Here is a 25235-nt window from a genome sequence, read left to right as displayed (position 1 = left end):
TGGGGCCTCAAAACGGGTCGCATTTTCCGCAACGCCGCTCAAGCGGAAAGTACATCCCGGAATTCGCCGCCAGAACGGGACATGGTTTCCCGATGGCACTGTTTCGGAAACTGTGTCCCAGAATTCGCTTTCAAAGTGGGACATGCTTTCCAGTTGAACATCGATTGGGAAACTCCGTCCCATTCGCAGTAAAAACGGGCGGCCCGGATGTTTGTCCGAACCGCCCGTTTGGCTTGTTATGTCAAGGCTCCTAGCCCGTCACGTAATACCAGACGACGTTATCGCCATTGGATAGAACGTAGTTGCTGCAGGCCGTCATGGGCGTTGCGCCATTAACGGAGTACATCCAGCCGCTCGTGCCGCCATACTGCTTTTCGGCCAAGCCGCCGATAGCCGCAACATACGTGCCGTACGACGAGCCGTGCGCATTTACGGAAAGGCCCAACGCGCACAGAGCGTCGTAAACCGTGGCGCCCTCGTTGAAGGTGAACGTACCGCCAGACGAGACAGGATTGCCCACGGCGCTCGAAGTGACCGAGACCGTCACGGTAACGTAGCTCGGCTCCTGAGAGGTGCCCTGGTCGCCCGCAGAGGCATTGTCGTTATCGGGAGCGGCGGAGGATCCACCCGACGCGACAGAGGTTCCAGACGATGAGCCGGTTCCGCCAGACGCTGTCGAATTCTGAGAAGTCGACTGGTTGCTGTCGGTCTTTTTATGACCAGCCCCTTTTTCGCCGGACTTCTTGCCGTCTGAGTTTTTGTCCGATTCCTTGCTTGAAGACTCGGCATCGTCCTTGGACTTGGACTCATCCGAATCCTTGGACTCGTCTTTTGCATCATTCGATGACTTGGAATCCTTGGAATCGGCCTTGACCGAAGCAGCAGACGAGCCAGATCCCGCGGCGTCCTTGGCGACGACGCTCTCCCCCGTCACGGTCTGGACGATCCAATCAATGGACCAAGCACCGCTCGCGGAGGGATGGACAAAGCCCAGCGAGACGACGATTAGCGCAATGCAGATGGCCGTAAGGGCGCTAACGAGTGCCTTGCGGCGAGGGGCGGACGCCGCCGAAGCGGCGTCCTTTTGCTGTGCATCGTCGAGCTGGATAAACGAGGAGTCGGGCTGTTGCCCGTTGGTCTCCTTGGGCTTATCGGGCATTACCGTCACCCTTGCCGCGCTTGGTCAGCACGAAGACGGCAATGAGCGCAAGGCCAATCACGCCCGCCGCGATGCCAACGATGGCAAGCGGATTGGTGCCGGTCTCCTGCTCGGAAGCACCAGAGGACTTCTTGGCAGTGGTCGCAGAAGCAGAGCCCGTGTCGGACTTGGAATCGGACTTCTTATCGGACTTGCCGTCCTTCTTGTCCGATTTCTTCTCGTCCTTCTTGTCGGACTTGTCGGAGTCCTTCTTGTCGGACTTGTTTTCCTTGGTCTCCGTCTTGGTGGACACCGTCGTCTTGGTCGTCGGCTTCTGGCCCGGGGCGATAGCGTCACCAGCCTGCTGGCCCTTCGTGCCGGAGCCAGCGCCCGTGCCAGTACCAGCACCAGCGCCGGAACCGTTGCCAGTGCCGCCGTTGAAACCGTTGGAGCCAGAACCGCCATTACCGCCAGGGTTGGTGGCGTTCTTGGTCCACTTGGCATACAGCGTCAGGTCGGCCGTCACCGGCGTGCTGAAGTCATACGCCTGCGTGCACGCCTCGTCGGTATACCAACCGCCGAAGGCGTAACCCTCGCGCGTCGGGTCGGCAGGCTTGACCAGCTTGCCATCGGCCGTAGCGACAAACTTAGTGTCGCAGGCAGATCCGCCGTTTGAATTGAAGGAGATCGTCCAGGACTCAACGGCGCCAAGCTTGAACAGCGTACCCGAGTCATTGATGTAGTACAGGCTGCCAGATGCATCGGCAATGACCGGAGAGTCACAGTACTGGTAATGGCCAGCCGCATCGTAAATCTGCGTCGCCTCTGCATCGCCGAGCGTATAGCGGTACACGCCGCCGCCGGCAGAGTAGTTGACATAGTCCTTGGTATCCGCGCTGTTAACGGTAAAGTACACATAGGTCTTGCCGCCCTGAACGCTCACCAGCGGCGTAGCAGCAATGCCGTTCAGCCCAGCCGGCAAAGCCTTGCCGTCTGCAGCAGTAACCATCGTGGTCTTACCGGTCTTCAGGTTATGGATAGCCAAAGCAGAACCAGATGCCGTCTGTCCGCCGACAATCAGGTTGTCACCAGACACCGCAGGGGCGCTCAGATTATTCGTAAGACCCAAGTCAACCGTCTTCTGCTCACTCAGCACGCCCTTCGCCGAAAGCGAAATCACGTGGAGCTTTCCGTCGTGCGTCATCTGATAGAAGGTCGAACCATTGGACGGGTCGGCGATGCAATCGGCGTTTGCGACCGCGCCGAGCTTCACGCTCGAAACGACATCGCCCGTTGCCTTGTCAATGCACTTAAGCGTGCCCGCGCTCGTGGGAACAATGGTGTACTTATCCGTCAGCGCAGCGCCAGTCCAGTAATAACCCTCGGAAGCGTCAATGTTTTGCCAAGAGACTTCGCCCGTGGCGATCTTGATGCGCTTAAGGGAACCGTTGCCGTAAGTCGCGTTGTAGTTCTCGTCATACGAGATATCGACCGTGCCAACATAGACGTACTCGCCGTCCGAAACAACGGTACAGGAGCTCTGCGTAAGGTCCGTCAAACCGGGCGTCAGCCACTTGCAGATCAGCTTGTCCGCGGTAATCGCCTGGACCGCACCGCCGTTGAGCGGAACGATGATAAGGCCGTTGGTATAGATCGGACGAGAGGTATAGCTCACCTTGGAGGCAAGCGGCGCAGAGGCCACCTTTTTACCCGCAGACGAATCGATCTTAATGAGCTCGTTCTCGGTCGCGATGTACACAAAACCGTTAGCAATGACAGGCTCGCTGCAGTTGGCATACTGCTGGCCAGACTCGGCCTTCCAATCGAAGGCCCACTTAAGGCCGGCGGCCTGCGCAGGCGTCTTGGCATCCGTTACGGTCGAACCGTTGCCACTGTTGCCGTAGCCGGCCCACTCGGGATCCCAATCGGGGGTCGTCGCGCTCGGGTCCACGACGATCTTGTCGGGATCGGGCACGGGCGAGCCATCGGTTGTATAGGCAAACGTAACCTTGTCGCCGCTCTTGAGCGTGACCTGGTTGGCGCAGAAAGAGGACTCCTCACCATTGATATACAGGTGCCAGTATTTATTGGTCGCACTATCCCAGCCATACGGTTTGTGATCGAACGGCGAGGTGATGGAATTGAGGAGCCAGTATGCGCCGCTCTGAGAGGCGTTGTAATCAACGCCCTTTGCCTTAAGAACCGCCTCGATAAGGTCCTGAGCCGTGGAGCCTTCGGGCAGAGAAACGTTACTCGCCGCGGCCCAGCGAGTATTGTTGCCATTGACGTCGGGACCGACAACATCGGCGGATCCAAGCACCTGACCAGGGAGGGCATCGCTGTCGCCAGCATACATAAAGGTGACGGCGTCACCCTCCTGGAGCCTGTAGGCACCGGCGCCAACGTCGGCGAACTTGCCATTTACGTAGAAGCGCCAATAGCTATTAGTCGCAGCATCCCAGCCATAGGACTTACCATCGAACGGCGAAGTAATGCCGTTGAGGAACCAGCCCCAAGGCGATTCGCCAGCATCGAGAGTAAGGCCGGTCTGCTCAAGGAGATCCTTGGCAGTAGAGCCTGCCTTGAGACTCGCCTGGCCCGTCGAGGCCCAAACCTGCTGCTTGCCGTCCTTGCCCTTACCGAGGACCTGAACGGAAGCATGGACGGAATCAGAGGGCAACTGGTCGCCCCAGCCACCGTAGAACCACGTAACGGTATCGCCAGCATGAATGGTGACATTGTCTGCCGTGAAGTCGCTCGACTTGCCGTTGATGAACAGCTGCCAATAGGTCGAATAATCGAGCGGCGTACCCAGCTCAACGCCGTTGTACTTAAGGCTCAGAATGAAGGAGCCCGCAGCAACGGCGTCGATGTCATTCGCCTCGAGCGCGACCTTCGTAAGGTCAAGTGCGCTCGAGCCGGACGTCACCACATACTGCGCGTTATCGACCCAAGTCTGAGTCTTGCCCTGGGCATCGCGACCAATGACGGTCACATTTGCGGCAAGCTGGTCCTTAACGACAGGGGACGAGCTACCAGCCGTATAGGCAAACTCAATCTTCTGCCCCTGGGTGAGCTTGACGCTGCTCGCGCCAACCGAGGAAGACGCGCCATCGACAAACAGCTGCCAGAAGGCATAAGTCGTCGGATCGTAGGCAAGCGTGCGGCCATCGCTCGGGGATGTGATGCTTTTGAGGTAGAACCCGTATGCCGTGTTCGGATCGTAGTCCGCCTTGAAGCCCGTCTTCTCCTGCAGCTTAATGAAGGCATCCGCAGCCGTCGCGCCCTCGTCGAGCTTGAGCTGCGTAGGTGCCACCCAGGTCTGAGCCTTGCCGTCGGCATCGGTGCCGATAATCGAGAACGAGACCTCGACTTGCTTCTTGGCGACATCGCCGGTTTCTGTCGGGCTCTCTGTCTGGACGGCAGTCGCGGCGGCAGATCCTGCTTGGCCAGCGGATGCCGTCGAAGACTGCTCGCTCGCGGCAGGGTTCTCCCCCGTCGCCGGGCCTTCGTCGCCAGCTACTGCTCCGCTCGTCGAGGAGCCAGTTGCAGCCGCCCCGGAATCCGAAGCGCTGGCGTTGCTCTGCTCGGCAGAACCCGAAACGGCACCATCAGAGCCGGTCTCGCCCGGCGTCGTAGCCTGAGCCGCAGCCTCGGCAATGCCCTCGACGCCGTCGGCCCACAGCTGAGCCGGTGTGGTGCCAAAGGCCATCGCGAAGGCCAGGAATGCCACCAGGCCGCGCTTGGCTACGCCGCGCGCAATTGCGCCACGGCGGTGCGAGGCGCGCTGGCGCTCGTCCTCGAACATATCCATTTGTCTCCTACTGTCTGTACTTGGAGCGTTGCCCTGAGGCTGGCCCACGTCATCGCGCATGCTGCGCTCGAGTTCCCCCATCGGGGTCCCCCTTCCCTCCAGAGCCCTATGCACACCGGCGGCATACGCCGCAGCCGCATGCAAGATGGGAGGCGATCCGACTTAACCTTAACGGCTCGGGCGCGTCGTCCGATCTGCGACGCGAGCATCCCGAGCCAAGAGGAATTACGGTTACTGGTACAGCCGGGGATTCGCACCCCGATTCTCCCAAATGCGCAGGAAAACCGCGCATTCGTGCGTCTCCGCACCACCATCTAGGCCATTGATTATCACCGTCAGTATGGTATCACGCAAAAGGGCCTCGCACACAGGCGAAGCCCGAGGTAAAAGCTATTGTTTGCGATAGGAAAGAGTTGGGTATGGAAGGGCGCCGTGGGACAAGACACCGCGCAGCTACGCTAGTGCTTGCCGCCGTGACTGTTGCGCCAGATATTGCGGCCCAGCATGAGCGCCAAAACCAGCGCACTCACGTAGCCAAAAAAGCCGATGACCGGAATACCGAGCACAACAGGCTCGATGCGCGCGTAGTAAACCACCGAAGAGCCGATAAACAGGCCGGCGATGACGATGGCCATTGACATGCGGTCGACGATGCCGCCTATCTGACGCAGCGCCTTGTCGCTGCTCATGAGCTGCAGGTTCACCTTAAGCTGACCGCGCGTGAGCATACGCGACGCCAGCCCCAGGTACTCAGCCGCCTCGAGCGAGCCCTTGGCCGCACGGTAGCTGCTCGCCGCAAAATCGCGACTCATGTCGCGCATGCGCGCGTAGGTGCTCTTCTCGTTTTTGATATGCGTCTGGATGATCTGGATCATGTTGACGTTGGGCATGTACTCGGTCAGCAGGCCCTCGAGCGTCACCATGCCGCGCGCGAACATCGTCACCACGCTCGGCAGCTCAACGTCGTTCTTGCGTGCCAAGTTCAGCAATGAGGTCAAGAACTCGCCGATGTCCAGGTCCTTAAGATCGAGACCCGCAAAGTCGGCAACGATAAAGTCCAGATCGGACAAAAATGCCGAGTGATCGAGCTCAGCCGAATCGCCGCGTGTCACGGCAAAGCGCATGAGCGAGTCCTTGAGTTTGGGCACGTCACCCTCGGCCACGGCAAAAATCATGTCCTTGACGATGCCACGATCGTGGCTCGACATGCGTCCGACCATGCCCAGGTCGATAAAGTAGACGATACCGTCCTTGAGAATGATGTTTCCCGCATGCGGATCGGCATGGAAAAAGCCGTCGTCGAGCACCTGCGTCGAATAGTCCTCGACAATCGTCGAGCCAATCTTCTCCAGGTCGTAGCCCTCGGCCACCAGGCGCTCGGGGTCGGCAATCGAGATGCCATCGATGTAATCCATGACCACGACGTGCTCGGTGCACAGATCCAAGTAGGACTTGGGACACGACACGCCGCGCACGCTCTTATGGAACTCGTAAAAGTCGTTGAGGTTTTTGGCCTCGGCCAAAAAGTTGGTCTCCTCGCGAAACGAGGTCCACAGTTCCTCGACCACGCCGTGCAAGTCAACGAATTGATCGGTGTTGACGAACTTGGAAACGATGCGCACCACCGAGCGGATGATATCGATGTCCTGGGCCATGACCTGTTGCGCACCGGGGCGCTGCACCTTGACGGCCACGTCCTCGCCCGTCACCAAGCGAGCACGGTGCACCTGCGCGAGCGAGGCGCTGCCAAGCGGGTTGGGGTCGATCGCGTCGAACATCTCCCCCAGACGCAGGCCGTATTCCTCCTCTAGGCAGCGAAGCACCACCTCGTACGGCACCGGCTCTACATCGGAGCGCAGACGACGCAGCTCGTCGCAAAATCGCTGCGGCAGAATCTCGGACCGGTTGGCCAAAATCTGCCCCATCTTGACGAACATGGGGCCGAGCTCCTCGAGCAGGCGGCGCAGGCGCACCGGCGTGAGGTTGTCCCACACGCGGTATTTTTTGACGAGGCGGACGATCTGTCCAATGCGCTCGCGACGACCCGCCGGCGTTAGCTGGTACTCGTCGCACGGAGCCATGGCGTCGGGCTCCTCAGGCACCATGTCCACGGCGCGGGGCTTCTTGCGAGTGCCCGAGACGGCAGCCTCGACTTCGTCGACAACTGCCGCCTCGTCACACAAGGGATCTTGATTGTTGTAATCGGTGGTGGGATCTGCCATCTGCGCTACTACTCGGCCTCTTCGGCGTCCTCTGCGTCGTCGGGCTCAACGGACTCGACGGGCACCGAGGTCACGTTGTCCTCGACCGAATCGACGATGTCGCGCACGTGGGCCAGGAAGGCCGTGCGCTCCGGCGCGGTCATGACGCGGACGCGAGCAAGGATGAGCTCATCGAGCACGCGCTGCGCCGCGGTCTCGCCCTGCATGCCCAGGCGCTCGGTAAGGTCGGAGATGGTGCCGCCGGCCTGCTCGAACATATCGGATACGCTGCGGGCGATATCGGGAGTGTCGGCGTCCTTGCGCACCTGCTCGCCCTTGGCGTTGAGGTCGTCAAGGACCTTCTTGCCTCCCTCGACGGCAACGGCAGCGGCGCCAAAGCCTACGTTGATGGCGCCGTTAACAAGCTGATCGAATTTCATAACCATGGTTGGCTCCAATCATGAACAACTGCATTGGCCTTCTTGTACCCAAGATTGCGCGAAAGCGACAAAGCGTTTTACCTGATGTTATCGTTCATCGCGAAGGAATTCTTCATGGCGCAGCTCGTGGTGTAGAGCACCTTACCCAGCAGGGCATCGGTCTCCACGCGCACAAGCTCGGCGAAGGCCTCGTTGGCGCGCGCCAGCTCGGCGGAAACCTCGGCCTCGGGCAGCGCTGCCACGGCGGCATCGACGTCGTGGATGTGCTTGTGGCCCATGCCGCCGACCTTCTCTTGGTAGTCCTCAACCGCGCGACCACACTCGTGGAAGCGAACGTCGGCGAGCGCGCCGATCAGGCGGTTGGCCCAGTAAAAGTTCTCGGAGGTCACGCGGGCCTGCGTGTCGGCGTAGTACTCGGGCATGGTCTCGACGTTGGCGTACAGCGGGACCAGCGCGTTAAACGAGTTGGAGCCAAAGGCCATCCACTGCACGGCGCGATAGGCCGGCTGCGCATAGGGACGCAGCTGCAGCACGGCGAGCTGGCTGTTGCGGTTGATGCCGATGGGACGATAGGCGCCGCGCGTGGCGGGCGTGCCCTTGCTGCCGTAGCAGTCGTACTCCGTGCCCTGGTAGTGGCTGGAGAGCACGTACTTAATGTCCTCGATGGTCACCTTGCGCTCGGGCACGCGGCTCCAGGGGATGTCGTCGCTCTCGGGCGTATAGTCTGCCTCGGGACCATCCCACACGTCGCTGGGGTTGAGGCAGCGCTGCATGTACCAGGCGCGCGGCGTGTTGTAGACGTGGTCGCTGTCGCTGTGCGAGCCAAAGGCCTCGCGCGGGTTGAAGACCGCAGCCGGACCGTCGCCCTCGACACCCAGCGTCAGGTCCAGATGCCACTCGGCCATCCAGGCGCGCAGGTCGGCAGAGCACATGTGGTCGGCCTGGGCGCCCTCGGCGTCATCCAGGTCAAAACTGTCGATACCCAGTTGGTTGGGCATGGTCACATAGGCGTCGTCGGGCACGCGCTTGGCGATCCAGTGGTGGCCGCCGATGGTCTCGAGCCACCAGATCTCGTCAACGTCGCTAAAGGCGATGCCGTTGTTCTCGTAGGTGCCGTAGCGCTCGAGCAGGTCGCCCAGGATACGAACGCCGTCGCGGGCGGACTTGGCGTAGGGCAGGACCAGGGTCACCATATCCTCCTCACCCAGGCCACCAGGCTGCGCCGGCACATAGCCGTCCTCACCCTCGTTGCCCTTGGCGGGCACGTAGTCCACAAGCGGGTCGGCACCGCGGACGCGCTCGTTGGTGGTGAGCGTCTCGGTTGCGGACATGCCCACATTGAACTCGTTGAAACCGGCCTCGGCCCAGATGCCGTGGCCCGGGACAACATCGGGGACGCTCGTGTAGCGCATGGGGTTATCGGGCAGTTCAACGGTCAGGTGACTCAGGACACTCGTGTAGACGCGCGGCTGCTCGTCGGGATGCACCACGCGCATACGCTTGGGCTCAAACACCCCGTTGGACGAGTCCTCGTTGCGGGCAACCAACGTCGACCCGTCGTAGCTCGTGTTCTTACCAACCAAAATCGTTGTGCACGGCATGCGCATCCTCCTTGAGCGAAGAAATCAAACGGCAACAGTGTATCGCTTCGGCGCAGAAAGGGCGAAACCACGGCGCTGGCAACCCCTGTGGTCAAAAAATGCCAAATATGAGTACTGTCACCAATTTAGTAACAGCAATTTTGCTACGTATGGGTGTCGAAAGTCTTCATTTGTTCAAAAATTAGATGATGTAATTCCTCATAGGTCCAATAAAATAGGCTCTCTATCGATAATAAATATCGTTAGAGAGCCTATTTGACCTAAAATATATGTGACTATCTTGGCAACAGTACTCATATTTGGCATTTTTTGTCCACGGGGTATAGAACTAACCCCTCAAACAGCCCAAAACGCCTATTTCGATGCGCGCTCGGCCGCCTCGATCACGTGTTTGGCGAGGATCGCCGTCGTCACAGCGCCCACGCCGCCCGGCACGGGCGTGATGGCGTTAACAACCGACTCCGCGGCATCAAAATCGGCGTCCCCGACCAGCTTGCCAGCGGCCTCGTCCCAATTAATGCCAACATCGATGATCGTCTGGCCCTCGCGAACCGCGTCCACGCCAATCGTGCGCGCGCGTCCAACGGCGGCAACCACAATGTCGGCAGCACGGCACTCGGCAGCAAGGTCGCGCGTATGCGTATGGCACGTTGTCACGGTCGCATTGCGCGCCGTAAGCATGGCGGCAACAGGACGCCCGATCACCAGCGAGCGCCCGACCACAGCAACCTTAGCCCCATCCAGCTCAACGCCGTAATGATCCAGCAGAGCAAGCACGGCTTCGGCTGTACAGGGGGCAAAACCCTCGCCGCGCCCCGAAAGCGTGGTGAGCAGCGAAGCCGGCGTCATGGAGTCAACGTCCTTGGCAGGATCGAGTGCCGCGGCAACCGCATCCTCATCAAGCCCAGCAGGCAGCGGGCGGAACATCAGACAGCCATGAACAGCCGAGTCGGCATTTATGTCCTCGATGGCCGCCAACAGCTCGTCCTGCGAAACATCGGCGGGAAGCAAAACGCGGCGAGCTTCAATGCCAACCTTCTCGCAGCGCTTGAGCGCACCGCGCTCGTAGGATAGGTCGTCCTCGCGTTCACCCACACGCACGATAGCCAACGTCGGAACAACGCCCCGCTCGCGCAGGGCTGCGCAGCGAGCAGCGAGCTCCTCAGTCAAAGCGCGAGCAACGGGAGCACCCTTCAGCAGTTCAGCCATGGCTATCCTCTCTTCCTTGCAGCGTCGGCGGCGCGGCGCGCCAGCGCATCGGCGCGCGGCAACCACGTGTCGAGCAACTCATCACACGCCGTCTCGAGCTCCTCAGCACGAGCGCGATCCTTCATAGACGTGGTGTTCGCAAAGAGCGTCAAGCTCGCGCCCTGCATAGCGGAACGGCAGAACACGGCGCCGCACGCCACATCGGACAGCAGCTGACGCGAACCCTTGTCGGCCATGTCCTCGAGCAGCGCCAGTGCACGCCCGCAGGCATCCATAATGCGATACGGCGGCATAGCGGCCACATGCAGCGCATCCTGAATCGCGGTCGCTCGAGCCGGATCGTCACGCGGAATACCGTACGCCGCGGACACCTGCCCATAGGCACGAACGTCCTCGGCAACCAACTCGACAAGCTCCTGGGCTAGCTCATCAGCCTGGGCAAACGCACGCGTCAGGTCATCCGCGCGATCGGCAAGCGCGGGATTGGTCGCGCCGTAGCGCGCGACCATCCCGCACAGCGAGGCGCCCAGCGCACCCACAAAGGCGCTCGCGCTGCCGCCGCCGGGCACCGGCTCGCGCGCGGCAAGCGCCTCGGCAAACCCGCGGCAGGTCTTGTCCATCATCTCTTGGCTCATACGCATGCACCTTCAAGTCATATACATCGGTCGGGTGGCAACCGCCGACCGACCGCATCGATCACATAATGGTGCTAAGTCTAGCCCATAAGCACATGGGCGTCAGCGCACCTGGCCATCGCGGATTTCTATGGCACACGATAGGCGACAGCAACGCAAACATGGGACACATGGCCCACCTTTCGAGACTTCCGGGCAGCGGCAACTGGGGCATACATATAAGTAGGGAGCCCTATGTTGGGGCAAGCTCATCACGGCACCGGACGACGAATGGAGGAACAACAGCACAGCAAACAAAGCCATCGCGTGCGCGTAACCGCCGCCCCAGCGATCCGCGGCACACGATGTCCCTGGCAGACAAGGAGGACGCCACCATGAAGAAAAAGACCCTATCGATCCTTTCCCTCTGCATCGCCCTCTTTGCCGCGTTTGCCCTTGTCGGCTGCGGCGGGAGCGCATCGGGCGGCGGCAGCGCCCCCAAGAGCGAGAGCAAGGAAAAGGCCCCCGTCGCCAAGAAGACCGACTTCATCTGGTTTAAGGTGGAGATGCCCGAGGGCGTCGGCGTAAGCGACTCCGCCGGCAAGAATGCCGACAGGGTCCAGCTCACCTTCCCCGAGAACGAGAACACCACAGTCGACCGTTTCATCCCCGTTTGGCAAGAGAAGATGACGGCCGAAGAGTCCTTTGCAGAGCAGGCCGAAAGGCACACCGGAACGTTCCAGTGGGAGGATGGCGACCCCGTCGAGTACAACGGTAGAACATGGCTCACCGGAACGTGCAAGGACAACGGCGGCACTTATACCTACCTCTTTACCGACGTCGACACGGGAAGCGTCTATATCATGATTAGGAACGTCGACCTTCACAAGAAAGAAGCCGAAGCGCTCCTCAACTCCATCGAGTTCCCCGACGACATGAAGAAAGCAGTTGACGAGGCACGTGAAGTCGAGATTTCGAGCATCGAGCTCGAGTAACGGGACACCCGCACGCGCCTACGCGCACCTGCGCACATGCGCCCCATTAAAGCAACGGGCACCCAACCCCGGGGAGGGCCGACAGCATCGGCCCTCCCCTCTTTTGGACCCCGCATATTGCCACTTAATGGCGCAAATCCGGCCCTCAGAATGGGACACATGGCCCACTCGAACGAGCCGCTCGCGCGTACAGTAAAGGCAGGTAATCCATGGGCGGTTACAGATCGAGGAGGACACGACCATGAAAAAGAAGGCCTTTGCGATTCTCACCCTCTGCATCAGTCTCTTTGCCGCGGTTGCCCTGGTGGGCTGTGGCGGAAGCGGTGGAGCTACCGGCAGCGGTGGCGGTGCGGAAAAGCCAGCCGCGGATATGAGGACCGACTTCATCTGGTTTAAGGTCGAGGTCCCCGAGGGCGTCGAGGTCACCGACGTCGCAGGCGATACCGCCGACAGGGCCCAGTTTAAGTTCACCGAGAGCGAGCACGCCAGCGATCGCTTCATCCCTGTCTTCGACTCTGACAAGAACGCTGACGAGCTGTTCGACTACGAGGCAAAGTGGAATGCCAGCTTTGAGTGGACCGAGAATGACCCCGTCAAGTACAACGGCAAGACTTGGCGCAACGCTTCCTATACACACTCGGGCGGCGTGACGACTGAGTACTTCACCGAAGCAGGCGGCAGCGTCTACGTGCGCATCGACAACGTCGAGGAGCACAAGGACGCCGTCGAGACCATGATGAAGTCTCTGGAATTTGCCGACGACATCGCCGAGGCCAAGACCGAGGCCATGGACGTCAAGCTCGACGATATCGAGATCAAGCGCTAAGCGACTGGCGAGCGCAACGGGAAACACGGTCGCAGTGCAAACAAGCGACGGTACCCTAGCGCTTCATACCCAGGGAGGGCCGGTAAACCGACCCTCCCTTTCTTATGCCTGTAGCCGACGAACGCGAGGATGCCGGACGTCGGAACCGCCCCAAATGTGGCAACAGTACGAAAACGACAAACGCCCCGACACGTCCGCCCGCCGATTTATTGTGCCGCGCAGGCAATTAAACCAGCATCTTTAAACATCTGAGCAGTATAGTGACCAAAACTATCGCATAACCGCACTCTGCGAATGGAGAAGTTATGACCGAACACCACGCCATCAGCCGTCGAGCATTCACGTTGGGCCTAGGACTCGCAGCATTGTCGCCATTTGCAAGCCTGCCCGAAACCGCGGGATTGGGCCTTCCCGTGCGCGCGGCATTTGCAGAAGACGCTGTCACAGCGTCAGTCAGCCTCGACAATTTCGTCATTCGCCTTCGCCCCGCGGGCTTTTTTCGCACCGCGAGCGTCAACCAAGACGGCAACGTTCGCGGCAACGTCTGCCACCTGTTTAACGACGGCACGTCCAGCAAGCTCATCCTTGAGAACGTAACGACCAAGAATGACGATACAAACTGGTATGCTATCCGCACCTTGCTCAATTTCGAAGAGCATAAAAAGACGGGCTACAGCATTTGGTCGGTCGACGACGACTCTGACAAAGATGGAAAGGTCATCCACGTATGGGGCGGCGAGTATGACAACAAGCCCAGCCGCGCTTTTGCGTTCGAGCGCCAATCAAACGGAACCTATATCATCCGAGACCGCACGGTCGAGAAAGAAACCGAGAAAAAAGACATTAAGTACCTGGCAATAGAATCGAACGGCGAAGACCAGGACAACAATAAGATCTGCCATAAGAGTAAGAGCATTCCGTGGGAGCTCGAACTTATCGGTTACGACATGAAAAAGAACGATGTCACGGTTAGCAGCCTCGACTGGATCACGTACAGCAGCTACGTCGATGGGCCATGTTGGATGAAATACGTCGACGACAACAAGTTCCTCGACGAGCTGAGCATCCCGGGTACGCACGATTCGGGCACCTGCAGCGTGGACAACGACACTGAGCCCCAATCCTCGCAAGTAAAATGCCAGCAGGATTACATTCCCACGCAGTTGCTCGAAGGCATTCGCTATTTTGATATCCGGCTCGGAAAGGGCGACGACCCCGGTATCGACCACGGGGATTACTACCTGCTCAAAAAAGACGCGTACTTTATGCATCTTTCCGATGTCATAGGCTACTTCAAAACGTTTTTGAACGAAAACCCGACAGAAGCGCTCATCATGCTTGTATCACGAGGCAACGACGAGGCTACCGACGAAAGTGTTACGACGGCTTTCGCCAAGGTTTTGGACGACAACCCCGATCTGTTCTACACGTCGAGCCACGTCCCCACGCTGGGCGAGGTGCGCGGAAAGATCGTTCTGCTGCGTCGATTTAGGCTCGCCGGCAACAGTGTAAGCGACCATACGTGGGGCCTCGACCTTACCGAATGGGATGACAAGATCAAGGCTCACTCCGACAGCGCCACTATGTGTCTCGTCCAAGACGCGCGGGGCTTTGAAGCCGCGGGGAAACAGGCGACAAAGAGCCCTATTGCACCAAGGTATACGCCCAGGACAAGTACAAACTCACGGGAACCGACAAGCTCAGCTGGGTCGATAATGCGCTGAAGGAAACGACCGGGCGCACGCGCAACAAGGTGGACGTCGTGGACGATGACGAGGCCAAGGTGCAAGTCCAGGAGCGTTGCTGGTCTATCAACTACACCAGCTGCACGGGCTTGTCGCACGGAGGCAATCCATTTACCTCGGCACGAGTAGTCAACGAGCATCTGTATAAGAGCCCGTACATCAATCCCAGCGGCATCGAGGATACAAAGTCAGATTACCTCAAGCACATTGGCATCATCGCATCCGACTTTGTTGATGCGGCGCTGGCCCGGAGCATCTACCAGCGCAATTACGATACGCAGCACAAGCAGACAGCTTCGTGCTACCTCCCAGCCCGCATGCGCATGACGTATGGCAACTCGCTGAGTGAAGCTTCGCTCCAGGGCGGCAAGACCGTTGGCGAGGGCCATTTCCGCCTCGTCGACAGCAGCAATGTACTCAACGTGGCAGCCTCGGGCCATGCGTTTGCCATCGAATACGTGGATGTCGACGCCCAGGGCAACGAGACCGTTACGGGACTGCGAGGTTCCGTGCCCATCGATATCGATCCGCGAGCGCTGACGCCTCATTTTGAGGGGCTCGAAGACCTTAAGGCCGGCGAGGACGTGCGTGCTAAGATTGCGGCATCGCTTGAGGGCAAGCTCGAAAACGATGCCTGCGCGGCCCAGCTCGAGTTTGTGCACGACGCGAACGGCGCTCCGGGCACGGCAATGGCCGAGGGCGAAACATTTGCCGCAGGAACGTACTGGGTGCGCGTGAACGGTCTCTTGGGCGACGCGGCGCAGAACTACACGCTCGCCAGCGACGGAGCCGCAAGCTTTACCGTAGCGGCCTCGGACAGTGCAGACGGCGCCAGCACCGACACGGGTTCCAACGCAGGCGGCGCCGACAAGAATGGCAAGGGCAACAAGAGCGACCAGGGCAAGAGCTCGGGCGGAAAACTCGCCGACACGGGAGACGGCTCCGGCATTGCCGCCGGGCTCGCTGCCGCCGCCGTGGCGACAACGGTCGCAGGTGCAGCAATGCTTGCCAGTGACCGCGACAATACCGAGGACGTTAACGAATAGGCAAGCCAGTCTTTTGGGCGCATTAACTCAATCGGGGCGCAGAATACCGTTCTGCGCCCCGATTTTTACCTTGGCCCGAACGCCGCTATCGGCTACATCACCATGTTCAGCGCGTTCACAAATTCCTGGGCCTTCGCACGGCTACTCAGGCTAAAGACGCAAGCGGTCAACAGCCTGTTACGCAGGAAAACGTCGCGACCCTTGATCCTGTTGACCCCCCGTGATGTCCTTAAGGTAGACAATCTCGGTGTGCCTGCCGCCAAAAGTGCCCTTCTTGAGCACCTCGATACGATTGGGGTAGATCTTAACGTCTTTAAACCTACCCGAACCTTTGTCCTGGAATAGCAGCGTGTTGTTGTCCATACGCGTCACTCCCGTGGGGTTCGCTAAAACTGTCTCTATTGCCACATTTTAGTCACCGCAAGGCCCCATGCGAAGGTGCCAAACAGCACAGTAATGCGAGTCCGCGCGAGGCTTTAAGATGGGTATGCTCAGCTGCATCGATGCGAACGGAATATTCTAGGAGCACGCCTCGTATTATTCGCCATTAGAGGAGGTCTTATCTGGTTTACGCATGGGAATTCGAGTTCTTTGATTCAGATGGCATTGAACTTCCCGTGCCAGACTTCGGACATGAGCCGCGACACGGCGGCAAGATTATCGCTGTAGCCGTCAACCGCGAACTCGGCGACATTCCCGCCGTCACCGCAGTGGATGCCGCGCGTATGCTCGGTGTTAGCTCAGCACGGGTGTCACAACTGCTAAATGCAGGACTGCTGGATTCATGGAAGGATGGCACCAAGCGCATGATGTCCAAAGCCTCCATCGAGGCACGACTCGCCGATGCACCAAGGGTGGGACGCCCCAAAGAGGCCCCCGTTGCCGTGTAAGGCGATGCCGCTGTGGGCTTTCATCACCTGACATGCATGGCAGCCAGGAACGCTCGATTCGGGACTCACTGCGCCCCGAATCGAGCTGGGCCCATTGCTGCAGGTTGATTCGCATCCCCGATCCCAAAAAGACAGAAGCGCCACTTGCTTCGTTGAGCCCCAACATCCGACCCCGGCTCCCCCTCGTATCCCCAGCGGCATTTCAACTCCAGGACATGTCGCGATCATGCCCGGTCATCCATGCAAATGGACACCACTCTAACACTGGGGTCAGATATCCCCCGCTGCGGCGTATAGGGTAAAATCTTGACTGCCGCGGAATCCGCCTGCGGGCAACGCTCCGATCTCCGATTGGGGTGAAGCCTATGAACTTGTTTCTTGAAATCCTGCGCCTCTCGATGTATGTGACCGGCATTGCCCGGAACCTCTACGCGATCTGGCGGGAATATAAGCAGTAACGGATAGCGAAGGGAGTCATGAAAAGGGCCGGTTGCAGCCGGCCCTAGACGATAATACCTGCGTTGCCCGCGTCTCCGAAGTTTAAGCGCTGAGGAGCGGGTTCCGCGGCACAACCTGATTTTACCCAGTGAGGAGGCTCTTTTGCAGCCGCTCCACTGTTTATTTACATCTGGCACCCTCAAACAATCAGACGGCAGCCCGCGCTCCCGTGAGCTGCTCCATATCCCTGGCTATCGCGTCATAAGACTAACCAGCACCGCTCCCCTACTTCCCAAATAGCGCACCCAGCAGACCGCGGCGTCTGGGCTTCTCCTCTCGGATGGAACCCTCGGCTGCGGCCGCCACCTGGCGCGGCTGCTCGCCGCCTCCGCGGCGCACGATCTGGTATAGGAACGGAGATTTGACGTATTTGACCTCGATGGGCGTGGCGTGCACGGTGCTTTCGCTCGACAGCATCACGCTCGGATTGAGCGGCGCCACGATATGCGTCTCGCGCTTGTCGCTAAACACCACCGCTGCCGCGCGACCCGTCTGGCCATTCACGGCGATGCGCACCTGTTCGCCGTCGCGACTATCCGAAGCCGGGCGATCGACAAAGTAGACCGGCACCATCACCAGACCATCCTTGTGCTTGCGAGCCTTACGCGCCCACGTGCGGATGCTCTTTTTATTGAGCCCCAGGGTTGCCTCGGCATCGTTGCCGGCAATGTCGAGCGCCAACTTATCAATGACCACCTGGTCCTTGGTAGACGCATCGACGGAGACAACGCGAAAGTCACCTTCCTGCATGGCCGGGTCAAACGGCCCAACCTTGGCAAAGTCCCACGGCTCCAAAATGCCCATAAGGCGAACATCCAGATAGTTTGCCCGCGGATACGCCCAGTCGAGCACCTCGTAGTACACCAGGGTTTCCTTGCTCAGGCCCTTGCCCGGGAAGCTCGCCATCATACGCAGGTCCGCCAGCGCCATGGGGAATAGAAGAGCATCATGTCGTTTTGGATCGCGTCTTCCACGTCGTGCCCGGCAAAGGCATCCGGGTACTGGCGCACCAGCTGCAGCGCGTTGGCACGTGCCTGCTGCGGCGAAATTTCGCAGGGAATACCCTGCTCCGGCACATACTCCGCACCCACGCCCATGGTCAGACGTTTGCTAAACGTACCGGGCTTGAGCAGGTCGGCAATGCCGATCTTGTTGCCGCAGGACGGGCACTCAAACACACGCTGCGTTGACTCGCCCTCAAAGGACGCTCCGCAGAAGGGGCAGGGAATGCTCACGTGCGTCGCTTCTTGGAACTCCTGCGCCGTGCCGCGGTCCTCCCACAGCAGATGTTCCAGGACCGACTGATTGCGCCAGTGCGAATTGAAGAAATACCAGTCCGGGTCCTCCGGGCGCTCGAGTTGCGACACATGCGTGAGCTTGAGCAGTCCATCCACTACCGTCAACGGCGTATGGCGAATGCCCAAAGCGCTCTTGGGCTCTCCGGCGTCCGCCTGCCACGGAATGACCGCACCGCAATAAGCGCACTCAAAGCTGCGCTTAGCTTGGTGCGAGTACATAGGGCCGCCGCAGTTTTGACATTTAATGGCAAACATCTCGTCCATGGAAACGTCCTCCTTTGCACAAAGCTGTCGACATTAAGTATGTCGAGCAAACAGGCACATGCCCATACCCATGTGGCCCAAAATGGACCACCCAGGCAGACGGGAAGGCTCGCTCGTTAGCACCGGCAGACTATTGCTGCATTTTCTGAGCATCGGTGCACGGCGCCCCCGCGCGAGCTACACTATCCCCTTAAACATGATTGTGAGGACGACCGCTATGCTATTTGTAAATCGGCTGGTACATACGCTTGTTCCCGGCAGCGAGAGCGAGCCGGTCGATGCATCTTGCCGCACCAACGCGGGCTTTTCCGCAAGCCTCGTCTGCATTGGCCTCAACATCACCCTGTGCCTGGCCAAGGGCATCGCGGGCCTGCTCGCCGGCTCCGTCTCCCTCATCGCCGACGCTTTCAACAACCTCTCCGATGCCTCGAGCAACATCGTAAGCCTGCTCGGGTTCCGCCTTGCCAGCCGCCCGGCAGACGAAGGCCACCCCTATGGCCACGGCCGCTACGAGTACCTAGCCGGTCTGTTCGTCGCCGTCCTGGTTTGCGCCGTCGGCATCAACCTGATCCTCGAGTCGGTCACTAAGATCATCAAGCCTTCCCCCACTGCATATTCGGTGCTCTCCTTAGCCGCTCTCGTCTTGTCCATGCTCGTTAAGCTCTGGATGGCCGCGTTCAACCGCACGCTGGGCAACCGCATCGACTCGGAGACGCTCATCGCCACAGCACAGGACTCCAAAAACGATGTCATCACCTCGGGCTCGGTCTTGGTGGCGGCGCTTATTTCGCAGACGACCGGCTTCGACCTCGATGGCTGGGCAGGCCTGGGTGTGGGCATCTTCATCTGCATCAGCGGCATGGGTCTAGTGCGCGACGCCATCAGCCCGTTGCTGGGACAAGCGCCCGACCCCAAGCTCGTCCAGGCAATCCGCGACAAGATCATGTCCTATCCGCAGGTCTTGGGCACACACGACCTGATGGTGCACGACTACGGCCCCGGTCGTCAGTTTGCCAGCGCCCACGTGGAGATGCCCGGCGAGGGCGATGCGTTTGAACATCACGAGATCCTGGACGCCATCGAGCACGATATCAAACGGCAGATGGACATCGGTATCACGCTGCACTGCGACCCCATCGCGACAACCGGCGATGATTTGCGCGGCTGGGTCAAGCGCGGCATCATGCAGATCGACCCCGCACTCTCCATCCACGACCTGCACGAGCACGACGGGTTCGTTTCGTTTGACCTGGTGCGTCCCGACGGCTTTGACATATCCGACGAGGAGCTGCTGGAGCTCGTCACGCGCATCGTGCACGAGCGCCGGCCCAACGTCTCATGCGTCGTTACGTTTGACTCGGGCTTTAGTTCGCCCGACCGTCCAGCAGAGCAGCTGTAGCCCGCTTAACAGCTAGTTTCCCTGCGCGCCCGAGATGCCGTTTTGCAGTGCGTTCCAGGCATCCGTCGCCATGTCGCCCAAGTTCTGCGCGGTGTCGCCCAGGTTCTGCGCCGTGTCGCCCAGCTCTTGCGCTTTGTCTCCCAACTCCTGTGCCTTGTTGCTCAAGTCCTCCAGCGTATTGGAGCTCGAGCTGTCGGTACCGCTTTGGCCGCCGGACGAGTTGCCCGAGCTGTTCTTGTGCGTGAGCTGAATTTCGAGGTTGCCGCTGTCGTTATAGTAAGCAGAAGTAACGATCCAGTTGGCATCGACGACGGGCGTTGAGCCATCATCAGTCAGGACCACGGCATTCGAAAGATCGGCGCCGCGCGACTTGAGGATCTTCTTGGCGTTGGACCAGTACTGCCCCGGGATATCGCTCAGATCGACGGTGCTAGACGAGGCGGACTCGGTTTGCTCAACAGTGGCATCGGCCGTTGAACTCCCTCGCTTGTTAAGCATGCCCGACACGATGGCAAACACAACCGACAGCGCAAAGAAGATCGCCAGCACGATGAGGATCTTCTTGATCACGCTCGACGAACGCGACGGCTTCTTCTCCTCGTCCTCGCCATATTGCGGAATCGACTTGGGGTACTCGCGATACGGCTCGCGCGACTCGTAGCGAGGCTGCGCCGTGCGAGGCATATACGTCGTCTGCTGAGGCTGCGGAATGGGATTCTGCGGCAGGTTGTCATAGGGATTCGGCGTCGAGGCAGCATAAGAATCCTGCGGCGCGTAATCAAACGGATCCGGAGCTGCGTTGCCATAGGGGCCTTGCGAAGATGTAGCGTACGAATCCTGCGCCGTGTCGCCATAGCCCATAACCCGGGTGGGCTCGGCAGAAGGCTGCGTCGCGGCGGGGTCGGTATAACCGAGGTTGGGAACAACGCGGGTCGCATCGGCGCTATCGCCAGCCTGCGCGGAACCGTAGCCGCCCATCACGGTTGTCTTGTCCTGATCCATGCAACGATTCCTTTCCGTCGCGCGTGAGCATCAAGTTATCCATGCATTCTACCCGCGCAAAAGCCTATGATGGGCAGAGCCCGTCGGTATCTACAAGACATGCGCGGGCCTAAGGATAAAAAAGCCCCGCCGGGCCTTGGGGGCACGGCGGGGCGGGCAGGCAGCTAGGGGCAACAGGCTTAGAACAGGCCGGTGATGTTGCCGTCGCTGTCGACGTCGATGTTCTCAGCCGCGGGGACCTTGGGCAAGCCCGGCATGGTCAGAACACTGCCAGTCAATGCGACCACAAAGTGGGCACCGGCGGAAACCTTGAGCTCGCGCACCGTGATGCGGAAGTTCTCGGGAGCGCCCAGGGCCTTGGCGTTGTCGCTAAAGCTGTACTGCGTCTTGGCGACGCACACCGGAAGGTTGCCAAAGCCGTTCTCGCGCAGCTCGGCGAGCTGACGCTTGGCAGCCGGCGTAAAGTCAACGCCGTCGGCGCGGTAGACCTTGGTGGCAATGGCCTCAAGGGCGTCAGCAACATCGGCGCCGTCCTCATAGGCAAACTTGAGCTCGCTCGGCTGCTCGATCAGACGCATGACCTCATCGGCCAGCTCGAGCGCGCCCTCGCCGCCCTTGGCCCAGACCTCGGAAAGCTTAACGTTGACGCCGAGCTTCTGGCACTCGGACTCGATGAGCGCAAGCTCGGCCTCGGTGTCCGTCGGGAAGCGGTTGATGGCGACCACGCAGGGCAGACCATAAACGTTCTGGATGTTGTCGACGTGACGCAGCAGGTTGGGCATGCCGGCCTTGAGCGCCTCGAGGTTCTCCTCGTTGAGGTCGGCCTTGGCGACGCCACCGTTGTACTTCAGCGCACGAGCGGTCGCGACGACCACGACGGCGCTGGGGCGAACGCCCGTCATACGGCACTTGATGTCGAGGAACTTCTCGGCACCCAGATCGGCACCGAAGCCGGCCTCAGTAATGGCGACATCGCCAAAGCGCATCGCCATACGCGTGGCCATGATAGAGTTGCAGCCGTGGGCGATGTTGGCGAAGGGGCCGCCGTGGACAAACGCGGGCGTGCCCTCGAGCGTTTGCACCAAGTTGGGCTTGAGCGCGTCCTTAAGCAACGCGGCCATGGCACCCTGGGCCTTAAGGTCGCGGGCACGGACGGGCTCGCCGGCAAAGCTGTAGCCGACGACGATCTCGCCCAGGCGCTCCTTGAGGTCGTTAATGCTCGTAGACAGGCACAGGATTGCCATGACCTCGGAGGCGACGGTGATATCGAAGCCGTCCTCGCGCGGCACGCCCTGGGCCTTACCGCCAATGCCGTCGATGACATGACGCAGCTGGCGGTCGTTCATGTCGACAACGCGCTTCCAAGTGATGCGCTTAACGTCAATGCCGAGCTGATTGCCCTGCTGGATATGGTTGTCGAGCATGGCGGCCAGCAGGTTGTTGGCGGCACCGATAGCATGGAAGTCGCCGGTAAAGTGCAGGTTGATGTCCTCCATGGGGATGACCTGGGCCCAGCCGCCGCCGGCAGCACCGCCCTTAACGCCAAAGACGGGGCCGAGCGAAGGCTCGCGCAGGGCCACGGCACTCTTGACGCCGCGACGACGCAGGCCATCGGCCAGACCGATGGTTGTGGTGGTCTTGCCCTCGCCCGCAGGCGTTGGGTTGATAGCGGTCACGAGGACGAGCTTGGCCTGGTGATCGGTCGGCTCGTTGAGCAGTGAATAGTCGACCTTAGCCTTGTCGAAGCCATACGGAATCAGGTGCTTAACGTCGACGCCGGCGTTCTTGGCCACCTCGGTAATAGGCAGCGGCGTGACAGAACGTGCGATTTCGATGTCAGTAGGCATGGGCGGTCCTTTCGTTACCGAATGAGAAAAAGACCAATTCAGCATAGCACGGGCGCGCAATAGTAAAACACCCGTAACCGATGAATGGCGATATGTTTATCCAATGCTCAGCGATAGCTTAACAGCCCGCCAAAACAAAGCGCCCTAAATGGTAGGTTCAATCCCCAAGTGCTCAAAGGTGCGAAGCGTTGCCTGGCGGCCCTGGGGCGTGCGAATCATCAAGCCGCACTGCAGCAGATAGGGCTCATAGACATCCTCGAGCGTTCCCGGGTCCTCGCCCACCGCGCTGGCAAGCGTTGTCAGGCCCACGGCACGTCCGGAGAACGTCTTAGCGAGTGTCTCCAAAATGCGAATATCCATCCAGTCCAGACCAAGCTCATCGATCTCGAAGAACTCGAGCGCCTGACGGCAAATATCAAGCTCAATGGGACCGTTGCCACGCACCTGCGCATAGTCGCGCACGCGCTTGAGCAAACGGTTAGCCAAGCGCGGCGTGCCACGCGAGCGTGAGCCGATCTCGAGCGCGCTCGGATGGTCTATTGTCACACCCAAGATGGACGCCGAGCGTGTCACAATCTGCGCGAGTTCTTCGACCGTGTAGTAATCCAGGCGATATGAAATGCCGAAGCGGTCGCGCAACGGGCCGGTCAACATGCCTGAGCGGGTCGTTGCCGCTACCAGCGTAAACTTGGGAATATCCAGGCGAATCGAGCGCGCCGCCGGACCCTTGCCAATCACGATATCGAGGGCAAAGTCCTCCATCGCGGGGTACAGGACCTCCTCGACCGAACGGTTGAGACGGTGGATCTCGTCGATAAACAGCACGTCACCCGGCTGCAAGTTAGTAAGGATGGCCGCCAGGTCACCCGTGCGCGCGATGGCAGGGCCACTCGTGGTCTTGATCTGAGCGCCCAGCTCGTTGGCGATAACCGTAGCCAGCGTGGTCTTGCCCAGACCCGGAGGGCCCGAGAAGATCACGTGGTCGAGCGTCTCGCCACGGCTCTGCGCCGCTTCGATCAACACGCGCAGGCTCTGCTTGATATGCTCCTGGCCGCAGTAATCGTCCAGGCGCTGGGGGCGCAAAGTGCGATCGACATCGAGGTCCTCGGCCGTCAGCTCCGAGCCCACCATGCGCTCGCCGTGCGCCATGAATGCCGCCGGCGAGTTGCCGGGCGTCGCCCACAGGTCCTGAGAGTCATCGGCTTCCCACATCACGCATCCATTCCGAGTCGCTTAAGCGCCGCGCCGAGCAAATCCTCGACACGCATATCCTGCCCATCATACCCGCTCAGAGCGACATCGGTCTCCTGCGGGCTAAAGCCCATCGAAAGGAGTGCCGCACGGGCATCATCGATCGCCGAGGGAGCGGCAGCGGGCACGGGCATCGCAACCTGTCCGGGAATCACGTCGACCGGCACAAAGCCCTTATCCTTGGCAAAGGTGCTCTTGAGCTCCAGGATCAGACGCTGCGCGGTCTTTTTGCCCACACCGGGCACCTTGGCCATGCCCTTGTCGTCCTCGGCCATCACCAGGGAATACAGCTGTCCCACGGTATAGGTGGAAAGTACGGCAAGCGCCAGGCGCGGACCGACACCCGACACGGACACGAGCCGGTCAAACATTGTGCGCTCGTCTTTGGAAGCAAAGCCAAAGAGCGTCATGGCGTCCTCACGCACCTGCATGCGCGTGTAGAGGCGAACCTCGCCGCCGGGCGTCGGCAACGTGGCCGCAGTGCTGCCCGAGATGCCGAGTTCAAAGCCAACGCCCGACACGTCGACGACAGCGGAGCTCATCGTGGCCTCGACAAGCGTTCCGTGGAGCTGGGAAATCATCAGTATCCGGTTCCTCTCTGTTGATAGAACTCGCCACCGGTAAGGGCACGGGTGCGGCTGAGGTTTACGTGGCAGATGGCACAGGCCAGGGCATCGGCGGCATGGTCGGGATGCGGGTCGTGATCGAGCTGCGTGAGCGTGCGTACCATGTAGGCGACCTGCCGTTTATCTGCAGCGCCAGTGCCCACCACGGCCTGCTTGATCTGCATAGGCGTGTACTCGCCGATCTCGAGTGCGCATTCCGAAAGAGCCACGAGTGCAGCGCCGCGGGCATGCGCCGTAGGGATGGCCGAGCGAACGTTGGCGCCAAAGTAGATGCTCTCGATGGCAGCGGTATCGGGTCGATAACGCTCCACGACACCCTTGAGGTCGCGGGCGATATGCGACAGGCGCACCGCGAGCGGACTACCCGCGCTGGTCTCGATACAACCGTAGGCACGGCAGCGAACCTCACCGCGCCGCTCCTCGATAATCCCCCAACCCGTATGAGCCAAACCGGGGTCGATGCCCAAAATGACCAAGCCAACCTCCCCTCGCCTTTTACCAAGCGCAAGGCAAGGCCCCGCGCACTACTCA

The 25235-nt window shown here is 60.2% G+C and carries 21 protein-coding genes; 6 read left to right on the top strand and 15 right to left on the bottom strand.

The annotated features are described in order from the left end of the window. Positions 1–250 precede the first annotated feature (250 nt). The 7 genes from I2G43_RS07325 to I2G43_RS07295 form a co-directional block, all read right to left on the bottom strand. The gene (locus I2G43_RS07325; RefSeq protein WP_195535653.1) at positions 251–1159 is read right to left on the bottom strand and encodes a DUF4430 domain-containing protein; all 909 of its coding nucleotides are present in this window, start codon (positions 1157–1159) and stop codon (positions 251–253) included. Then, complete coding sequence (locus I2G43_RS07320) at positions 1149–4952, bottom strand: DUF4430 domain-containing protein (protein ID WP_195535652.1); 3804 nt, start codon at positions 4950–4952, stop codon at positions 1149–1151. Before I2G43_RS07320 ends, I2G43_RS07325 begins: the two co-directional genes overlap by 11 nt. A gap of 458 nt (positions 4953–5410) precedes the next feature. Then, on the bottom strand, positions 5411–7174 hold the full coding sequence (locus tag I2G43_RS07315; protein WP_195535651.1) for an ABC1 kinase family protein: 1764 nt from the start codon (positions 7172–7174) through the stop codon (positions 5411–5413). An 8-nt stretch (positions 7175–7182) separates the two neighbouring features. Continuing rightward, the gene (locus I2G43_RS07310) at positions 7183–7599 is read right to left on the bottom strand and encodes a hypothetical protein (RefSeq protein WP_195535650.1); all 417 of its coding nucleotides are present in this window, start codon (positions 7597–7599) and stop codon (positions 7183–7185) included. 71 nt (positions 7600–7670) lie between these two features. Next, positions 7671–9194 (bottom strand): C69 family dipeptidase, encoded by a 1524-nt coding sequence (locus I2G43_RS07305; protein WP_195535649.1) that lies wholly within the window; start codon positions 9192–9194, stop codon positions 7671–7673. A gap of 354 nt (positions 9195–9548) precedes the next feature. Next, entirely contained in the window at positions 9549–10403 is an 855-nt protein-coding gene (locus I2G43_RS07300; protein ID WP_195535648.1) for a bifunctional 5,10-methylenetetrahydrofolate dehydrogenase/5,10-methenyltetrahydrofolate cyclohydrolase, read from the bottom strand. A 2-nt stretch (positions 10404–10405) separates the two neighbouring features. Next, positions 10406–11038, bottom strand: a complete 633-nt coding sequence (locus tag I2G43_RS07295; RefSeq protein ID WP_195535647.1) for a cyclodeaminase/cyclohydrolase family protein — start codon at positions 11036–11038, stop codon at positions 10406–10408. 374 nt (positions 11039–11412) lie between these two features. Between I2G43_RS07295 and I2G43_RS07290 the strand changes: the two genes are divergently transcribed. The 4 genes from I2G43_RS07290 to I2G43_RS07275 all read left to right on the top strand — a co-directional run bounded on the left by I2G43_RS07290 (position 11413) and on the right by I2G43_RS07275 (position 15629). Further along, on the top strand, positions 11413–12012 hold the full coding sequence (locus I2G43_RS07290; protein WP_195535646.1) for a hypothetical protein: 600 nt from the start codon (positions 11413–11415) through the stop codon (positions 12010–12012). 241 nt (positions 12013–12253) lie between these two features. Next, positions 12254–12838 carry a hypothetical protein gene (locus I2G43_RS07285; RefSeq protein ID WP_195535645.1) on the top strand — a complete coding sequence of 195 codons (585 nt, stop codon included), beginning with the start codon at positions 12254–12256 and terminating at the stop codon, positions 12836–12838. Positions 12839–13143: 305 nt separating this feature from the next. Next, positions 13144–14562: a phosphatidylinositol-specific phospholipase C domain-containing protein gene (locus I2G43_RS07280; RefSeq protein ID WP_195535644.1), complete on the top strand. Its 1419-nt coding sequence runs from the start codon at positions 13144–13146 to the stop codon at positions 14560–14562. Between the two features lie 38 nt (positions 14563–14600). Next, the gene (locus I2G43_RS07275) at positions 14601–15629 is read left to right on the top strand and encodes a hypothetical protein (protein ID WP_195535643.1); all 1029 of its coding nucleotides are present in this window, start codon (positions 14601–14603) and stop codon (positions 15627–15629) included. Positions 15630–15806: 177 nt separating this feature from the next. On the opposite strand, the gene I2G43_RS07270 is transcribed toward I2G43_RS07275, so the two are convergent. Next, positions 15807–15992, bottom strand: a complete 186-nt coding sequence (locus I2G43_RS07270) for a hypothetical protein (protein ID WP_195535642.1) — start codon at positions 15990–15992, stop codon at positions 15807–15809. 254 nt (positions 15993–16246) lie between these two features. Between I2G43_RS07270 and I2G43_RS07265 the strand changes: the two genes are divergently transcribed. Continuing rightward, the gene (locus I2G43_RS07265; RefSeq protein ID WP_195535641.1) at positions 16247–16519 is read left to right on the top strand and encodes a helix-turn-helix domain-containing protein; all 273 of its coding nucleotides are present in this window, start codon (positions 16247–16249) and stop codon (positions 16517–16519) included. Between the two features lie 723 nt (positions 16520–17242). On the opposite strand, the gene I2G43_RS07260 is transcribed toward I2G43_RS07265, so the two are convergent. Together I2G43_RS07260 and I2G43_RS07255 are read right to left on the bottom strand one after the other, a co-directional pair. After that, a complete protein-coding gene (locus I2G43_RS07260) occupies positions 17243–17926 on the bottom strand; it encodes a hypothetical protein (protein ID WP_195535640.1) in 684 nt (227 codons plus the stop codon). Beyond that, positions 17923–18579 (bottom strand): hypothetical protein, encoded by a 657-nt coding sequence (locus I2G43_RS07255; RefSeq protein WP_195535639.1) that lies wholly within the window; start codon positions 18577–18579, stop codon positions 17923–17925. The genes I2G43_RS07260 and I2G43_RS07255 overlap by 4 nt, the downstream gene beginning before the upstream one ends. 217 nt (positions 18580–18796) lie before the next feature. On the opposite strand from I2G43_RS07255, the gene I2G43_RS07250 reads away from it, so the two are divergent. Then, on the top strand, positions 18797–19978 hold the full coding sequence (locus I2G43_RS07250; RefSeq protein WP_195535638.1) for a cation diffusion facilitator family transporter: 1182 nt from the start codon (positions 18797–18799) through the stop codon (positions 19976–19978). Between the two features lie 12 nt (positions 19979–19990). On the opposite strand, the gene I2G43_RS07245 is transcribed toward I2G43_RS07250, so the two are convergent. From I2G43_RS07245 to ruvC, 5 genes are all read right to left on the bottom strand, one after another. After that, on the bottom strand, positions 19991–20980 hold the full coding sequence (locus tag I2G43_RS07245; protein ID WP_055250931.1) for a hypothetical protein: 990 nt from the start codon (positions 20978–20980) through the stop codon (positions 19991–19993). Positions 20981–21159: 179 nt separating this feature from the next. Beyond that, positions 21160–22827 (bottom strand): formate--tetrahydrofolate ligase, encoded by a 1668-nt coding sequence (locus tag I2G43_RS07240; RefSeq protein ID WP_117637339.1) that lies wholly within the window; start codon positions 22825–22827, stop codon positions 21160–21162. Positions 22828–22971: 144 nt separating this feature from the next. After that, positions 22972–24039 carry a Holliday junction branch migration DNA helicase RuvB gene (gene ruvB, locus I2G43_RS07235; RefSeq protein ID WP_195535637.1) on the bottom strand — a complete coding sequence of 356 codons (1068 nt, stop codon included), beginning with the start codon at positions 24037–24039 and terminating at the stop codon, positions 22972–22974. Then, a complete protein-coding gene (ruvA, locus tag I2G43_RS07230; protein ID WP_118448455.1) occupies positions 24039–24659 on the bottom strand; it encodes a Holliday junction branch migration protein RuvA in 621 nt (206 codons plus the stop codon). The genes ruvB and ruvA overlap by 1 nt, the downstream gene beginning before the upstream one ends. Further along, positions 24659–25180, bottom strand: coding sequence for a crossover junction endodeoxyribonuclease RuvC (ruvC, locus tag I2G43_RS07225; RefSeq protein ID WP_035137351.1), 522 nt, complete (start codon positions 25178–25180; stop codon positions 24659–24661). The genes ruvA and ruvC overlap by 1 nt, the downstream gene beginning before the upstream one ends. Positions 25181–25235: the final 55 nt, after the last annotated feature.

The sequence above is a fragment of the Collinsella aerofaciens genome, from assembly GCF_015557435.1.
Lineage (GTDB): Bacteria > Actinomycetota > Coriobacteriia > Coriobacteriales > Coriobacteriaceae > Collinsella > Collinsella aerofaciens_Z.
The sequence above is the reverse complement of the archived record's forward strand: the minus strand, read 5'-3'. Positions and strand labels throughout refer to the sequence as shown.

Bases quoted from the DNA above. Each gene is read 5' to 3' on its own strand.
- I2G43_RS07325 (WP_195535653.1), bottom strand. From the start codon at position 1,159: ATGCCCGATAAGCCCAAGGAGACCAACGGGCAACAGCCCGACTCCTCG.
- I2G43_RS07320 (WP_195535652.1), bottom strand. From the start codon at position 4,952: ATGGATATGTTCGAGGACGAGCGCCAGCGCGCCTCGCACCGCCGTGGC.
- I2G43_RS07315 (WP_195535651.1), bottom strand. From the start codon at position 7,174: ATGGCAGATCCCACCACCGATTACAACAATCAAGATCCCTTGTGTGAC.
- I2G43_RS07310 (WP_195535650.1), bottom strand. From the start codon at position 7,599: ATGGTTATGAAATTCGATCAGCTTGTTAACGGCGCCATCAACGTAGGC.
- I2G43_RS07305 (WP_195535649.1), bottom strand. From the start codon at position 9,194: ATGCCGTGCACAACGATTTTGGTTGGTAAGAACACGAGCTACGACGGG.
- I2G43_RS07300 (WP_195535648.1), bottom strand. From the start codon at position 10,403: ATGGCTGAACTGCTGAAGGGTGCTCCCGTTGCTCGCGCTTTGACTGAG.
- I2G43_RS07295 (WP_195535647.1), bottom strand. From the start codon at position 11,038: ATGAGCCAAGAGATGATGGACAAGACCTGCCGCGGGTTTGCCGAGGCG.
- I2G43_RS07290 (WP_195535646.1), top strand. From the start codon at position 11,413: ATGAAGAAAAAGACCCTATCGATCCTTTCCCTCTGCATCGCCCTCTTT.
- I2G43_RS07285 (WP_195535645.1), top strand. From the start codon at position 12,254: ATGAAAAAGAAGGCCTTTGCGATTCTCACCCTCTGCATCAGTCTCTTT.
- I2G43_RS07280 (WP_195535644.1), top strand. From the start codon at position 13,144: ATGACCGAACACCACGCCATCAGCCGTCGAGCATTCACGTTGGGCCTA.
- I2G43_RS07270 (WP_195535642.1), bottom strand. From the start codon at position 15,992: ATGGACAACAACACGCTGCTATTCCAGGACAAAGGTTCGGGTAGGTTT.
- I2G43_RS07260 (WP_195535640.1), bottom strand. From the start codon at position 17,926: ATGATGGCGAGCTTCCCGGGCAAGGGCCTGAGCAAGGAAACCCTGGTG.
- I2G43_RS07255 (WP_195535639.1), bottom strand. From the start codon at position 18,579: ATGGACGAGATGTTTGCCATTAAATGTCAAAACTGCGGCGGCCCTATG.
- I2G43_RS07250 (WP_195535638.1), top strand. From the start codon at position 18,797: ATGCTATTTGTAAATCGGCTGGTACATACGCTTGTTCCCGGCAGCGAG.
- I2G43_RS07245 (WP_055250931.1), bottom strand. From the start codon at position 20,980: ATGGATCAGGACAAGACAACCGTGATGGGCGGCTACGGTTCCGCGCAG.
- I2G43_RS07240 (WP_117637339.1), bottom strand. From the start codon at position 22,827: ATGCCTACTGACATCGAAATCGCACGTTCTGTCACGCCGCTGCCTATT.
- ruvB (WP_195535637.1), bottom strand. From the start codon at position 24,039: ATGTGGGAAGCCGATGACTCTCAGGACCTGTGGGCGACGCCCGGCAAC.
- ruvA (WP_118448455.1), bottom strand. From the start codon at position 24,659: ATGATTTCCCAGCTCCACGGAACGCTTGTCGAGGCCACGATGAGCTCC.